17 protein-coding genes and 2 pseudogenes are annotated in these 13,587 nt (G+C 31.9%); 12 read left to right on the top strand and 7 right to left on the bottom strand.

The window, feature by feature from the left end:
• Window positions 1-4: 4 nt before the first annotated feature.
• Window positions 5-388 carry a hypothetical protein gene (locus AAGG74_RS14540; protein ID WP_429675933.1) on the bottom strand — a complete coding sequence of 128 codons (384 nt, stop codon included), beginning with the start codon at window positions 386-388 and terminating at the stop codon, window positions 5-7.
• Between the two features lie 101 nt (window positions 389-489).
• Window positions 490-852, bottom strand: coding sequence for a toprim domain-containing protein (locus tag AAGG74_RS14535; protein ID WP_429675932.1), 363 nt, complete (start codon window positions 850-852; stop codon window positions 490-492).
• Between the two features lie 194 nt (window positions 853-1,046).
• Here AAGG74_RS14535 and AAGG74_RS14530 point away from each other — a divergent pair, with 194 nt between their 5' ends.
• The 4 genes from AAGG74_RS14530 (at window position 1,047) to AAGG74_RS14515 (ending at window position 3,228) form a co-directional block, all read left to right on the top strand.
• Window positions 1,047-1,352, top strand: coding sequence for a hypothetical protein (locus tag AAGG74_RS14530; protein ID WP_429675931.1), 306 nt, complete (start codon window positions 1,047-1,049; stop codon window positions 1,350-1,352).
• Between the two features lie 294 nt (window positions 1,353-1,646).
• Entirely contained in the window at window positions 1,647-2,429 is a 783-nt protein-coding gene (locus tag AAGG74_RS14525; protein WP_429675930.1) for a hypothetical protein, read from the top strand.
• Between the two features lie 145 nt (window positions 2,430-2,574).
• The gene (locus AAGG74_RS14520; protein WP_429675929.1) at window positions 2,575-2,895 is read left to right on the top strand and encodes a hypothetical protein; all 321 of its coding nucleotides are present in this window, start codon (window positions 2,575-2,577) and stop codon (window positions 2,893-2,895) included.
• Between the two features lie 114 nt (window positions 2,896-3,009).
• The gene (locus AAGG74_RS14515; protein ID WP_429675928.1) at window positions 3,010-3,228 is read left to right on the top strand and encodes a hypothetical protein; all 219 of its coding nucleotides are present in this window, start codon (window positions 3,010-3,012) and stop codon (window positions 3,226-3,228) included.
• A gap of 66 nt (window positions 3,229-3,294) precedes the next feature.
• Here AAGG74_RS14515 and AAGG74_RS14510 read toward each other — a convergent pair whose 3' ends face one another.
• Together AAGG74_RS14510 and AAGG74_RS14505 are read right to left on the bottom strand one after the other, a co-directional pair.
• Complete coding sequence (locus AAGG74_RS14510) at window positions 3,295-3,885, bottom strand: hypothetical protein (RefSeq protein WP_429675927.1); 591 nt, start codon at window positions 3,883-3,885, stop codon at window positions 3,295-3,297.
• 23 nt (window positions 3,886-3,908) lie between these two features.
• Window positions 3,909-4,454: a WGR domain-containing protein gene (locus tag AAGG74_RS14505; RefSeq protein WP_429675926.1), complete on the bottom strand. Its 546-nt coding sequence runs from the start codon at window positions 4,452-4,454 to the stop codon at window positions 3,909-3,911.
• A gap of 123 nt (window positions 4,455-4,577) precedes the next feature.
• Here AAGG74_RS14505 and AAGG74_RS14500 point away from each other — a divergent pair, with 123 nt between their 5' ends.
• The 4 genes from AAGG74_RS14500 to AAGG74_RS14485 all read left to right on the top strand — a co-directional run bounded on the left by AAGG74_RS14500 (window position 4,578) and on the right by AAGG74_RS14485 (window position 5,918).
• Complete coding sequence (locus tag AAGG74_RS14500; protein ID WP_429675925.1) at window positions 4,578-4,928, top strand: PilZ domain-containing protein; 351 nt, start codon at window positions 4,578-4,580, stop codon at window positions 4,926-4,928.
• Window positions 4,929-5,014: 86 nt separating this feature from the next.
• Window positions 5,015-5,293 (top strand): hypothetical protein, encoded by a 279-nt coding sequence (locus AAGG74_RS14495; protein ID WP_429675924.1) that lies wholly within the window; start codon window positions 5,015-5,017, stop codon window positions 5,291-5,293.
• Between the two features lie 57 nt (window positions 5,294-5,350).
• Window positions 5,351-5,707, top strand: coding sequence for a hypothetical protein (locus AAGG74_RS14490; protein ID WP_429675923.1), 357 nt, complete (start codon window positions 5,351-5,353; stop codon window positions 5,705-5,707).
• Between the two features lie 34 nt (window positions 5,708-5,741).
• Entirely contained in the window at window positions 5,742-5,918 is a 177-nt protein-coding gene (locus AAGG74_RS14485) for a hypothetical protein (protein WP_429675922.1), read from the top strand.
• Between the two features lie 90 nt (window positions 5,919-6,008).
• Here AAGG74_RS14485 and AAGG74_RS14480 read toward each other — a convergent pair whose 3' ends face one another.
• Together AAGG74_RS14480 and radA are read right to left on the bottom strand one after the other, a co-directional pair.
• Window positions 6,009-6,290: a hypothetical protein gene (locus AAGG74_RS14480; protein ID WP_429675921.1), complete on the bottom strand. Its 282-nt coding sequence runs from the start codon at window positions 6,288-6,290 to the stop codon at window positions 6,009-6,011.
• 104 nt (window positions 6,291-6,394) lie between these two features.
• Window positions 6,395-7,774 (bottom strand): DNA repair protein RadA, encoded by a 1,380-nt coding sequence (gene radA, locus AAGG74_RS14475; RefSeq protein WP_429675920.1) that lies wholly within the window; start codon window positions 7,772-7,774, stop codon window positions 6,395-6,397.
• Window positions 7,775-7,894: 120 nt separating this feature from the next.
• Here radA and AAGG74_RS14470 point away from each other — a divergent pair.
• The 4 genes and pseudogenes from AAGG74_RS14470 to AAGG74_RS14455 all read left to right on the top strand — a co-directional run.
• Window positions 7,895-9,295 (top strand): annotated as a pseudogene (locus tag AAGG74_RS14470) (exonuclease domain-containing protein); the annotation flags it as partial.
• A gap of 486 nt (window positions 9,296-9,781) precedes the next feature.
• Window positions 9,782-11,353 (top strand): annotated as a pseudogene (polC, locus tag AAGG74_RS14465) (PolC-type DNA polymerase III); the annotation flags it as partial.
• Window positions 11,354-11,362: 9 nt separating this feature from the next.
• A complete protein-coding gene (locus AAGG74_RS14460; RefSeq protein WP_429676847.1) occupies window positions 11,363-11,779 on the top strand; it encodes a helix-hairpin-helix domain-containing protein in 417 nt (138 codons plus the stop codon).
• Window positions 11,780-12,092: 313 nt separating this feature from the next.
• Window positions 12,093-12,587: a hypothetical protein gene (locus AAGG74_RS14455; protein WP_429675919.1), complete on the top strand. Its 495-nt coding sequence runs from the start codon at window positions 12,093-12,095 to the stop codon at window positions 12,585-12,587.
• A 228-nt stretch (window positions 12,588-12,815) separates the two neighbouring features.
• Here AAGG74_RS14455 and AAGG74_RS14450 read toward each other — a convergent pair.
• On the bottom strand, window positions 12,816-13,587 hold a 772-nt coding region (locus tag AAGG74_RS14450; RefSeq protein WP_429675918.1), incomplete at its 5' end, for an RNA-guided endonuclease InsQ/TnpB family protein.

Below are 13,587 nucleotides of genomic sequence, written 5' to 3'. Positions count from 1 at the left end.
AAAATTATTTACCGGTTGGAAGTAAATATTGATATATAAATTTTTCAAATGCTTTAATATCTTCTAAAGATAATGTGAATGTAATGTCCGATTCTTTAGGATATTCTATTTTAAAATGGCGACAATAATCTTCTAAAGCTTCGTTTAATTGAGGTTCAAATTGTTTTTTCATTTTAATAAATAATTCAAGTTGTCTTTCATTAAAATCGCTATAAATAATATTGATTTCTGTGCTCTTTCTATACACCAATCCTTGAAGATCGCCATTCTTTAATTCTTGTTTAACGGCTCTCCAATCTCCTAGATTGTTTTCTGGATCTTTGAGGCTGTTATAAGCTAAAAACTCGCTCATTTCTCTTAAGCAGCGAATAAAGCGTTCTTTTTCCAATTAAAACACCCTTTCAAAATTTAAACTTTATTAAAAACCCATATTAAAGTTTAAACATAATAATGGGGGAGGGGTTATAAATCAATCAAAAACCACAAAAATTAAGATAAACTAGTTTTCCTCAAATGTGGGGATAATAAGGATTTTAAATAATTATTGCTGCAATACTCTACTCCGTATTTGTAACCTCTTTTTTTCAAAACTTTTGCTTGATTGGGGTCAACTTCAATCCTATTGATTTCTGGAAATGTTTTCGAAATTAACTTTGCAACTTTATTTCCAGCATCGTCTGGATCAGTTAATATGTAAACTTTTTCACATATATTGACTGCCTTTTTTATCTGCTTAATTTGATTTTCTTTAAAATTGATGCCATTTAAAACGACGTAATAAACACATCTTTCTTTTAAAACCATCTCCAATTTTTCAACATCACTTTTACCTTCAACTATAAAACCGATCATAGGATATTACCTCCGGACGACTTGCTTTTTTAAACCTTTTTCTGCTTTTTGATATTCATTCCTTTAAAACGACAAGATAGGGAGAAAAAGAGTGGTTTTTTTAAAAATGAATGTAATATAATAATTCAAACTAAAAATAAAAATATAGTTTTTTTAAAAAAACATAGAATTATAAATAATAAGAGGTGATTAATATGGCCGTGTGCACAGTAGAAGTTATTGCAAATGAAAAGTATATCGGGGATGAAATTATAGAAGGAAAAGAAATATTGACACAATCTGTCTTTAAAGATATTGAACAGAGATTTAGGGACCATAAATTTGTTGAAATTAAAGAATACATCGATGTAAAAAATGAAATTGCAATGATTACATATGTTGGTCCTAGATTCGCCAATGTGAAATTAAAAAATGGTTATCAAGTTTCGATTAATTATGGTGGAATACTTGATAATCAAAATCAAAAAGAAGAAATCGTCTCGAGAATAAGATTTGTTTGAAACTCTACTTTTCTAAGTAGAGTTTTTTTGTTCACCAATGGTGAGTCATTAAAAATTGTTTTGAGAAAAAAAGAGTGAATTTAAAAGAAACTTCAGAAAGTGTAATGATTTGTTGATTTTTTTAATGCAAAAAAAGAAAAATGGATTAAAGACATAAGAATTAAACATAATTCATAAAGAAAATTAATGTAGAAAGTTAATAAAGTTCGTATCAGAAAAAAACATTAAAATTGAGAGGGAATGACTAAAAAATAAGTAATCTAAATCTATCTAAAATATAAGGAGTAAGGAAATATGTCAATTTTATATGGCGATTATATATGTCCTAAATGTTATAAAGAAGAAAAGATAATGCACGAACTAGACGATAGTAATAACGTAATTATCTTTCCTGGACAACCGTTGTCCAAAGGGCTAAATATATCAGTTGAATGTGAGTTTTGTAATTATTTATCAGATGTGATTATCAAAGTAGAGAATGGGGTATTTTTGGGTTTTTGTGAACAAAAAAAGGCCGAGAAATTTATAGGAATAAACAATACAAAGGATCTTTTAGAAAAGTGGAAAGCGGAAAAAACAATTAGTATAGAAAAAACTTTAGATTTTAATAATCAACCATTCAAAAAAGGAAAAGAAATTACTTTCGGGAATACAAAGTTAAAAATTCTAAAAGTCTTTAGAATTGAATGGATAGAAAAAGATATAGATCAGAGAATTGAAAATCCGAGACCAGATGTTTACTGGTATGAGGTTATAGGAAAAGAAGGCAAAAAAAAATGGTTAAAAGTCGAAAATATAGATGGTGAAAACACATTTTTAAGTGATTCTGGTTTGGTTATAAGAGATGAAAAGGAAATAATAGAAGATATCACGGATAATCCGGAAGGTATAAATCAAGTATATAAAACAGAGTGGTTCGGAAATCGGACAATAGAAGCGTACCAATATAATAACGGTATTCGAATTTTAGTGTTTAATTATAAAGATCAGACTGAAATGGATATTTTTGAAGATACTTTTGAAGAAGCGATGAAAAGAGTAGAGGAGAATATGGAATTAGGATTTATAAATGAATAGAAAATAATAAAACCTAAACCTAAAACAAAGTTGCTCATTCTTCTGTAGCAGCTTTGTTTTTTTTGAATTTATTTATATTTTTTCGCAAAAAAGCAAAAAAACAAAATTCGCGTGTAAAATTTAAAAGAATAAGGAGGCGATCGTTTTGTTTTTTTTTGAAGAAAAAGCTGATAAAAAGCCTAAAGAAATTGCCGAATACTTAAATACAACCTCTGAAAAAGTAAGTGAGTGGGCCAAAGATTTAGAGAGATACGGAATACTTAAATTCACTAAAACTGCTTATGGTGCGCTGTTATTCAAAGAGAGTGAAATAAAAATCCTTCGAGAATATGGGATGTTGAAAACTGCTTTGGGGAACCCGAAAGACGCTATAGATATCATAAAAGAATCTGAAATCATTCCAAAAGATACAGAGGATATGAGTTGGACAAAAAAATTAAATAATGCTATATGGAGAAGGCATTGACTTGAATTTGAATGTTTTTTTAAATTTTTATTTTTTATCAAAAAAACAATTGATCCTTAAAATTTTAAATGATATTATAAATTGTGGAAAGAAGATATAGGGGGAGAGAAGCAATTGATTAAAAATGAAGTTGCTGTTGAAAAACCACAAGGTCTTGTCTTATTCTTTGGAGAATTATGTCCGGTAACTTGGGAAAGAGAAACTAAAAGATATGTATATAAAGTAAGAAGACTAGAAAAGGGACAAAAAAAGTGGATAGCCAACAAAAAGTATTTCGAGGAAAAGATGGATAAAGAAGAAATATACTTGTTTAACGGAAAAACATATAGATAATCATACATACATAAGAGATATAAAAAGACGTGTATTGGATTTACACACGTCTTTTTCATTTGTGATCTAATTATTCTTTTGAGAAATTTGTTTGAAAAGTTCAGTAAAAGAATTAGAATTCAATTCGTTTTGATCCAAAGTTGCAGAAACAAAAACCGGTATTAATTCTTTGTTAAGTGTTGTTATACCGTATGCTTGAAATTTCAAAGGAACAGTAGATTGTATCGGGACAACGGGTATTTCTCTATTAAAGAAAAAGACAACTTTTTCAGCTGAGATATCATCGCCAAAAAAGATTACAGTATCACCTGATTTAACAAGTTTTTTTATTTTTTCTTTATACATATCTTTTAAATAATCTTTTGGTATTAAAATTATATCTTTATTTTTTGATTTTTCCAGTTGATCCAATGTGGAAAGTTTATAAACAATGTTTTCACCGTTTGGAAAGGGTATTTTATTTAAACTATAAACAGTTATTTTGGAATTAATAGATGACTTGACTGTTTTAACTTTTGTCTCGTCTTTTTTTTGAGTGTTAGCCGAATTATTAGCTGCGATTTGAAAGTGCCAAAGAAGAGATAGGAAGACTGTGCTTACTAACAATAACATTATTTTAATAATCAATTTTTTACGATCTAAATTTGTTTTCTCCAAAAATGATCACCTCCATTTTAAGATTAAAGTTTGAACGATTCATCTATTCTTTTTTGAAAAATATTATTGTCTATTTGGCAATCGAGGCATACTATTTTGTGGTAAAGAGGGCTATTTATACTGAAATCCCAATTCCCTTCACCACGGCCCCAGGCGTTTATTTTTTGAGATAGACTAAAATGGATCGGTTGATTACATAAATCGCATTGATTTTTCTTGGAATTATTTTGAGTTTTGGGTTTTTTTTGAGACTTTCGTTCGTTATCGAATTTTTGCTCTTGCTTGATAGCATTTAATAGAGCTTCTTCTATTTTTTCTTTACGAATGTAACCTTTCGATTTCATTTCGTAGAACTTTTTGTATGCTAACTTCCTTGCATTAGAATACGAATTGCTGCCATTAAATCGATAAATTTTATTGGTTCCTTTATTATGAAATTTTCCGTAATGGAATATGACCTGGAAGTTATTAAAACCTATCTTAATTAATTCTATATTGTAAAACTCAAAAAGAACTCTATTTAAATCGATATAAACTAATTCTTTTGGCCATTCTTTTTGCTTTTTCAAAGGAAAGCACCTCCTATGCGTTTATACTACATAACGAATTAGAAAAAACAAGAAAAAACTGATGAAAACATTAGAAGGTATTAAGAAAATATTTATAATCCGAGTAAATAAGGAGGGTGAGATATGAATAACAATAGAAGAGAATTTTATCGATTAGAAATGTTTGGTGAGGAAGATATTTTAGTTATCCACTCAGGAGGAATCGAAAGGGGTTCGCTAATTGATATTAGTGCGACAGGTATAAGCTTTGAATGCAATTACGAATTTGAGTTTGAAAGAGGAGAAACTGAATTTAATTTAGCAGGAAAAACGTTCAAGAGAAAAATTGAGTGTATAAGAAAGAAAAACTTAGATAGTGGCAAGACATTATATGCAGTTAAGTTCTATGATTTCACCGAAAAAGAAAGACAAATTCTTTTTCAAACGCTGCTGAAGATTGAAGCTAAAAAGAGATTAGGTAGGGGTGAGTATTAACCTCTTCCCTTTTTTCTTTTTTTGCCCCAAAACAAAAAAATAATGATATACATTAAATGTGTGTTAACACTGAAAGGATGAATAAAATGGATGTGATCGAAAAAATCTATGAAGATAAAATTGTCATTAAACAAAAAATCCATTTTGGTCAACAACTATTATTTCGATTTGATAACTCTTATGGTCTCTCTGTAATTGAAGAATTAGAAGGAGCTGGACCTAAATACAACATAGCAATAGTTAAGTTTGGCGTAGCTGATAATGATTATAAAATTGATTATTCAACTGGAATTACTAATTCTGATGTGAAAAGTGACAATGATGAAGTCTTAATTCACTTGATTTCATTGGTTGAAAAACTATGACTACATATTATGAAACAAATAATATACTCAAAATAATTAAGGGAGTGTTAATTTGTTATGAAAGAAATAAAATTCGAAGAAAAAGGTACTTGGGTTGAGTTAAAAGTGGAGGATCTACAATGTATTTGGGATTCAAATCAAATAGATTATAGGAAATGGCCAGATAAGATATCTAAATCTTATGCAGAAACATTAAAGGATCTCTCTAATAAGGTTGAAGATAAAAAACAGAAATTAGAGTTGTATTTTCAGGCAAAGGGGATTTTAGAGAAGAAAAGTTTCTTTAAACTTTTCTTCAAAGGAATCGATTTTGCTTTCAGTCAAAATTCTTTAGAGTACATCGCTGAAACTCTAGAAGAAGCGGAGAGTTATTATGGAATTTCTTTTGACGAATTTAGGCAAAGAATTAACTAATTATTCTGAATAAACAACAAAGGAGTTTTAATATATGGCAAACAACTCAATTTATCAATTGTTTCAAGGTGCAAATACGAACGAAGAACTAAATACGAGATTGGATGAATTAATATCTGTTATTCATAAAAGCAATGTTCTTAATGAAAGATTGTTATATTTAAAAGAAGAAGAACTAAGAATGAAAAAAAGAGAGATGGCTTGTAAATAATTTGTTTTGATAAATAGATAAAGATCTAACCGAAAGGGGTGGATCTTTTTTTACAAAAAAACCCGCTAAAAATCAGCGAGTTTTGCTTTTTTATATTTCATAAACAATTTTTGCTTTTTGAATTTTATTTTGAATATCATTCATTTCACTTTCATCAATTTCATTAGGAAACCATTCTTCCAAAAAGTCGATAAATTGTTTAATGGCCTTAATATATTCTATATCGTTTTCAGGTTGTAAATTTATAAGTACTTCGATTTCTTCGGAAATTTCAGGATAATCGTTAAGAAAGTCTTCTTCATCTGGCTTGTAAATATAGAAAAGATCTTGCAGCTCCCCCAAAATTTTTTTCAGATTTAATTGCATACTCATATATTCAGCCTCCGTTAATTTTTAAAAATACTAACACATAAATTAAAATGCATATTAAAAAAACAAAAAAATGGTGTACTTTCTTGTGTGCTTTTTTACCTTTTTTAAAATAAAGCTTCAATGCACTCATTTAAATTTTTCACAGGAATAACTTTGAAGTCTTCAGTTCTGATTTCTTTTAATTGATCGTATGAACCTAGGGGAACTATAACTTTCTTATAACCAACCCTAAATACTTCTTTAACGAGTTGTTCCATTTTTGATACTGGCCTAACTTCTCCGGCCAATCCAACTTCACCGACCATTACAGTTGAAGGATCAATAGGTAGGTTTTTATTAGAGGAGTAAATTGTCATTGCTATTCCCAAGTCGGCTCCGGGTTCGTCAACCTTCATACCACCAACAACATTTATGTAAATATCTTTAGCAGATAATTCTCTAACGCCGCATTTTCTTTCTAAAACTGCTGTAAGAAGGCTTAATCGGCCTCTAGAAAAACCTTCCGCCGATCTTCTTGGGTTAGTTCCAGGAACGACCGGAGGGGATACTAAAGCTTGGACTTCGATTAATAAAGGTCTTGTATCACTAATACATACGATTCCTGAACCGCTTTCGTTTAGTGGGCGATTTGCTAACAAATATTCAGAAGGATTTGGAACTTCGATCAATCCTGTAGACTGCATAGAAAACACGCCTAATTCAGAATCGCTTCCAAATCGGTTCTTAAGAGATCTTAACAAACGTAGATCGCTGTATTTTTCGCCTTCTAAAAACAAAACAGTGTCTACCATATGTTCCAGTTCTCTAGGGCCTTTGATGTCGCCGCCTTTTGTAACTTGAGCGACAATGAAGAAAGTTGTGCCAGTTTCTTTGGCTAAACTCATTAATCGGTTTATGCAGTGACTAACCTGAGAAATGTTTCCAGGATTTCCTTTTAGGCTAGGATCGCCGACAGTATTAATAGAATCTAAAATCACTAATGTAGGAACGAATTCTCTTGTTTCTTCTTCGACGTGATCAATATTACGCGTGAACATTATTTTAAGATTTTTGTTTGATTTAATTCCCAATCTTGTTTTTCGTTTTTTCATCTGTGCTTCAGATTCTTCACCTGAAGCATACAGAACCTTGAATTTTTCTGAAACATTTTCCGATACCTTGGAAAGTAATGTTGATTTTCCTTTTCCTGGTTCTCCGCTTATCAATACTAAAGAACCTTCCGTTGCTTGGCCTCCTAAAACGCGATCTAATTCTCCGATTTTAGTAGAAAAACCAAGTTCCATATATCCTTCATCTACTTCATCTAAAAATACTGCTTTTTTGGTTGAAGAATTGATTGTAGCAGAAGACTTTGTGTTTTTGATTCCTGTTAAGTACTCTTCTTCTTTTAAAGTTCCGAAACTACCGCAACCAAAACACTTTCCGGCATATTTAAATTCTTCGTGGCCACATTCTGTACATATAAATTTCGTTTTCTTGGGCAAATTAAAACTCCTTTTATATTTTTTGTTGTTTTTAAAATATATAATAAAATAAATGTTTTTCAATGGTTTTATGATAATATTGTTTTTATTAAAAAATTAAAAGTTGAAGGGGTTGAAAATATGGCCAATGTTACAATTCTTGAAATTATGTCTGGGAAAACTCCCAACAAAAATTTAATTATTAGCGGTGAATTATTTGATTTAAATTACAGAAAAATACCTAGCGGATCAATTCTAGTCGAAGGTTCTATATACGATGGAACATCCTCGATGTATTTTTCGTATTTTGATGAAAACGAGCCAAACTTTAAAAACGGGGATATATTGCAATTAATAGGGGGAGTTGCACCAAATAGATATAAGCAGGGGGAATTAACGTTTAATCCTAAGAAAAACGAGATTAAAAAGATTGGGAAAAAAGAAAGTACGATTTATGATGATGGTTCAGATGAGCATAGAGTTGAACTTCAGACCTTTTCATTTATGACCGAAAAAAGAGGAGCTGTTCCTGTTTCTAAATACTTTGAAGTAGCCAAAGCTTTGGGACATAAGGCGGTAGCTGTTACTGATACGAGTGTAGCACAGGCATTCCCAGAGGCATATTCAGCTTATAAGAAAACTGGTGTTAAACCGATTTTTGGAATGACCGCATTAGTAGTTCCTGATACTGTAATGGTATACAACAATGAAGAAAGATCTTTGAGCTCGGATATTGTTGTATATGACGTTGAAACTACAGGTTTTTCTGCTCGGAATGATCATATTATTGAATTGGGTGCGGCGAAAATTTCAAAGGGGAAAGTAGTTTCTAGATTCCAAAAATTTGTGAAGTCTCCTAAAAAGATTAGTGAAAAAATCACTAATTTGACTGGAATAACAAATGAAATGATTGAGGCAGAGGGTGAAGAATTAGAGGATGTATTGTTAGAGTTCAATAAATTTGTTGGAGATGCGATGTTGGCCGCTCACAATGCTTGGTTTGATTTGCATCAACTTGAAAGTGGTTATATGAAGGCTTTAATAGATGTTCCAAAATTCATCGTTATTGACACATTGAAGATATCTAGAAAGGTTAATACAGAGGGATTTAAAAATCATCGTTTAGAGACTTTAGCAAAAAAGTTTGGAGTAAATTTAGATAATGCCCATAGAGCTTGTGATGATGCTGAAGCAACAGCTTGGGTGTTGCTTCGAATGATAGAAAGGCTAGAAGCAGAAGGGATACATACAACGCTGGAATTAGAGAATTTTAAAAAGGAAATGAATATCACAATAGAGTTTCCTGATGAAATAACGATATGGGTGAAAAACCAAAAGGGGTTGAAAAATCTATATAACATAATCACCGAATCACATATACATAATTTATCTTCTTTGGGTAGTCCAACGGGTTCCGGTGATCGTCCTTTAGTGAATTGGGAATTGATCAACAGATTTAGAGATGGGTTAATAATCGGTTCTGGTTCACACGCGGGGAGAGTATTTGCCAATGCACTAGACAAACCGGATTATGTTGTAGCTGATGAAATAGACAAATATGATGTAATAGAGATTCAACCTGTTGAAATAGCTAAACATCTTTGGAATAATGAAAGACCTTCAACAGATAATGAAGAAATGATTCGAAAAGCGTGGGAAACAGTATATCGTGTCGCTAAAGAAAAGAATAAATTTATTGTTGCAACTGGACACGCTCATTACGTTGATAAAGAAGACGCATTGTTACATAACATCTTAGTTTATTCTCAGTTGCCACCTAGCAGACCTCACGAACATCGTAAGGGGAAAATGGAGTATCCTTTTGGACCGTCACACTTCCGAACAACGAAAGAAATGTTAGAGAGTTTTATGTATTTAACAGAAGAAGAAGCTAAAAAAATTGTTATTCATAATCCTAACTTACTTGCTGATAAGATCGAAATTATATCTCCAATTCCTTTAGACAAAAATGGTTATCCTGAATTGTTCACACCGAGCATTGAAGGGATCGACGATAAGTTCAGAAGCCTTGCAATGGAAAATGCTTATGAAAAATATGGGAAACCATTACCTGAATTGGTTGAATCCAGACTTACTAGAGAATTGGACTCAATCATAAAAAATGGTTATGCAGTTATTTATATGATTTCAAGAGATTTGGTAAAGAAATCATTAGAAGATGGTTACCTGGTAGGTTCAAGGGGGTCTGTAGGTTCTTCGTTTGCGGCTACGATGACTGAAATTACAGAAGTTAATCCGCTTCCTCCGCATTATGTTTGCAAGAACTGTAACTGGAGTTTATTTTTCACGAAAACGGAAGAAATATTATCTGGTTATGATTTACCTCCATCTTTTGCGAGTTTGTTAGATGAAGATAAATATAGTGAAGATGGTATCGCTTATTTTATAAGAGCATTTATGGATAACCTACAGGTGGAAAGTAAAGAGGAAATGATAGATTATCTAAAAAATCATAGTCGAAAAGAATGTCCAAAGTGTAAGGAGAAAGATCTGTTTGCTGATGGACAAAATATTCAGTTCGAAACTTTTTTGGGTTTTGATGGTGATAAAGTTCCTGATATTGATCTGAATTTCAGCTCTGTTTATCAATCAAGGGCGCACGCATATACTAAAGTGTTATTTGGTGAGGAGTATGTTCTACGAGCAGGAACAATTGGTACAGTAGCTGATAAAACTGCTTTTGGATCTGTACGGAATTATTTTGAAAATCATAAAGTAAAAGTGTCTAAAGCTGAGATTAATCGTATAGCAGCTAAAATTACGGGATCAAAAAACTCAACTGGTCAACATCCAGGTGGAATTATTGTTATTCCAGATTATATGGAAGTAACCGATGTTGTTCCGGCTCAGTTCCCAGCGAACAAAAGAGAATCTGAATGGAAGACAACTCATTTTGATTTCCATTCTATTCACGATAACTTACTAAAATTAGATATCTTAGGACACGATGCTCCAACACTGCTTAGATATGTAAAAGATTATACGGGCATAGATCCTCAAAGCGTTCCTTCTGCTGATCCAGATGTAATGAAATTGTTCTACGATCCGAAAGAAGTATTGGGTTTTGAACCTGCTGAAATAGGTGTTAAAACAGGTACTTTGGGTTTGCCAGAGATGTGGACTCGAGTAGTTCAAGATGTAATTAGCGAAACAAAACCGAAAACATTTGGAGATTTGATTACCTTATCGGGACTAACCCACGGAACAGATGTTTACTATGGTAATGCTCAAGCATTAATTAAAGATGGAACTTGTACAATACGAGAAGTTATTGGGTGTCGTGATGATATTATGCGTTTCTTAATGTCAAAGAACTTAATACCATCGAATGCTTTTAAAATAATGGAATCTGTGCGAAAAGGGAAGGGTCTAACTGAAGATTGGGAAAAGGAAATGAAAGAACATAATGTGCCAGATTGGTATATTTGGTCCTGTAAACTGATTAAGTATATGTTTCCGCGAGCGCACGCTGTAGCATATGTTTTAGATGCAACAAGAATGGGTTATTATAAATTGAATTTTCCTGTAGAGTTCTATGCTTCTATTATGTCATCAAGGTATAACGATGAAAATGTATCGGAATTTCAAATGGATATTCCTCAAACTAAAAAGAGAATGGAAGATATAGAAAAGGAAATAACTGATCTAACTAAAAAAGGCGAAAATAATGCTGCAAACAAAGCGAAAAGAACAAAAGCTGCGTTGAACGTCGTTTTAGAGGCAAAAATGAGAGGCGTTAAATTCGGAAAAGTAGATATCTATAAATCTCATTCATATCGTTATCTAATTGATCCGGAAACAAAAGAATTGATTCCGCCCTTTATATCTATTCCTGATTTAGGTGATACGGTAGCAATAAAGCTTTACGAAGAAAGAAAAAATGGAGTGTTTAAAGGTGTCAAAGATTTGCAAGCTCGTACCAAAGCTAAAGCTAAAAACATTGATGCGTTGAGAGCACAAGGATGTCTAGAAGAAATAGAAGAAATCCAACCAAGATTATTTTGATGAAACAGATAAAGAGACAGATTGTATGAGATATATTCCAACGAACTCTTGTTTTTCGTTGATTTAGATGTTATACTATTGAAGTTGATGAATAAGAGTTGATAATATTAAGTCCACAGCAATTCTTTGCACACAAGTCCTATGAAATCCCATAGGGCTTGTGTGTTTTTGTATGTCCTTTTTTATATCTGATGGCCCGATAAAAGCAAAGGAGGTATGATAGCAAAGAAACATCGTTTTTCAATTTTTTTTTCATATGTTTTTTTTCTCTGTTTTATAATTAAAGTAGAAAAAATAATGGAGAGTGAAACTTATGGAAGCTACTTTAATAAAGGAACAAATAGAGCAAGAAAAAAGGGATATAGAAAATCCGGAGTTGTTTCAAAAACAGGTGAAAATGGGCAAATTACAAGAAACATTATTAGAACTTTATCATATGCAACAACACCAAAGTGAATTAGCAGAAAGAGTAAAAGAAAAAAGAGAAGAAATTCGAGATTTATACATAGAAGCTGATATTCCTGCTGTAGTAGCACAAGCTGCTGATGGAAGATACATATGTGTACAAGAAAAGATAATTAAAAAGGAAGTTTTGGATAAAGATGCTTTGGCATTAGAACTTAAAATCGATAAAAAAGAACTTAAAACACCTTGGGATTTCTCTAAATTAACTCAACAGAAAAAATTAACTCCAGAGATGATAACAAAGTACACTTTTGAAGAGACCACAAAAGATATTAAAATTTCTAAAACAAAAAGAAACCCAATCGATAAAGAAGAAAAGAAAAAACACTACAAGAAAAAATAGTGATTTAATAAAAACCACTTCAAAAAAGAAGTGGTTTTTATTATGAATTATAAAGAATCCTTCTTAATCAGTGTAAGCCAGTTGATTTCTTAGGAGTATTGTGAACCTCCCCGCCTAAATGGGTATGAGCCCATTATAGATGGGGCATCTTCTCGGGTAATCGAACCTAACGGTTCGAAATGGACCGAGCTATAACCTGGGTTCCGACGGCTTATGATATATATAAAATTAGGCTGCTACAATGTTTTGTAGGAGTCTTTTTCCTTCTTCTTGTATATTGATTGCTGCATTATGATCTCGATCCATAATGTTTCCGCAGACGCATTCAAATAAACGTTCAGAAAGGGGAAGGTTTTCTTTAACCTCGCCGCATTTAGAACATTTTTTAGATGATGGAAACCATTTATCGATTTTGATAAGCAGTTTTCCTTGGTCCTCGAGTTTGTAGGCTAAGAATGTAGTAAACATACCCCAACTGTTGTCGGCAACACTTTTGCCAAAGTTGAGAGTTTTAGACATTGATTGCATATTGAGATCTTCGATCACAATGCAATCGAATGTATTGGCAAGCTCTCTAGATTTTTTATGTAAATAATCTCGTCTTTGGTTTGCGATCTTTTCTTGAAGTTTGCTTACTTTAAGGCGTTGTTTCTCCCAACGGGAGCTATCTTTTTTGCGACGAGATAATTTACGTTGTTCTTTTTTTAGTTTTTCTAGCGATTTTCGATAAAAGCGAGGGTAATTGGCTTTTTCACCTTCGCTTGTTACGAATAGGTTTGTCATTGAGAAATCTAAACCAAGAACATTTTGAATAGACACCTCCGGTGTCTCTGTAACGTATTCCGTCAAAATAGAAATATAAAATTTACCTGCGGCTGTTTTTGAAACAGTCACAGACTTAATGGTATGATCTTTCGGAATTTGTCTGTGCTGTCTTAATTTAATCATTGTTTTGATTTTNGGTAACTTGATATGGCCGTTTTCTAAGAAAATATTTCCG

It is taken from the genome of Bacillus mexicanus (assembly GCF_050445615.1).
Taxonomy (GTDB): Bacteria; Bacillota; Bacilli; order Bacillales; family Bacillaceae; genus Bacillus; species Bacillus mexicanus.
The sequence above is the reverse complement of the archived record's forward strand: the minus strand, read 5'-3'. Positions and strand labels throughout refer to the sequence as shown.

Excerpts from the sequence above, each read along its gene's own strand:
- AAGG74_RS14535 (WP_429675932.1), bottom strand. The coding sequence starts at position 852 with ATGATCGGTTTTATAGTTGAAGGTAAAAGTGATGTTGAAAAATTGGAG.
- AAGG74_RS14530 (WP_429675931.1), top strand. The coding sequence starts at position 1,047 with ATGGCCGTGTGCACAGTAGAAGTTATTGCAAATGAAAAGTATATCGGG.
- AAGG74_RS14525 (WP_429675930.1), top strand. The coding sequence starts at position 1,647 with ATGTCAATTTTATATGGCGATTATATATGTCCTAAATGTTATAAAGAA.
- AAGG74_RS14500 (WP_429675925.1), top strand. The coding sequence starts at position 4,578 with ATGAATAACAATAGAAGAGAATTTTATCGATTAGAAATGTTTGGTGAG.
- AAGG74_RS14495 (WP_429675924.1), top strand. The coding sequence starts at position 5,015 with ATGGATGTGATCGAAAAAATCTATGAAGATAAAATTGTCATTAAACAA.
- AAGG74_RS14490 (WP_429675923.1), top strand. The coding sequence starts at position 5,351 with ATGAAAGAAATAAAATTCGAAGAAAAAGGTACTTGGGTTGAGTTAAAA.
- AAGG74_RS14485 (WP_429675922.1), top strand. The coding sequence starts at position 5,742 with ATGGCAAACAACTCAATTTATCAATTGTTTCAAGGTGCAAATACGAAC.
- AAGG74_RS14480 (WP_429675921.1), bottom strand. The coding sequence starts at position 6,290 with ATGAGTATGCAATTAAATCTGAAAAAAATTTTGGGGGAGCTGCAAGAT.
- AAGG74_RS14460 (WP_429676847.1), top strand. The coding sequence starts at position 11,363 with ATGGATATTCCTCAAACTAAAAAGAGAATGGAAGATATAGAAAAGGAA.
- AAGG74_RS14455 (WP_429675919.1), top strand. The coding sequence starts at position 12,093 with ATGGAAGCTACTTTAATAAAGGAACAAATAGAGCAAGAAAAAAGGGAT.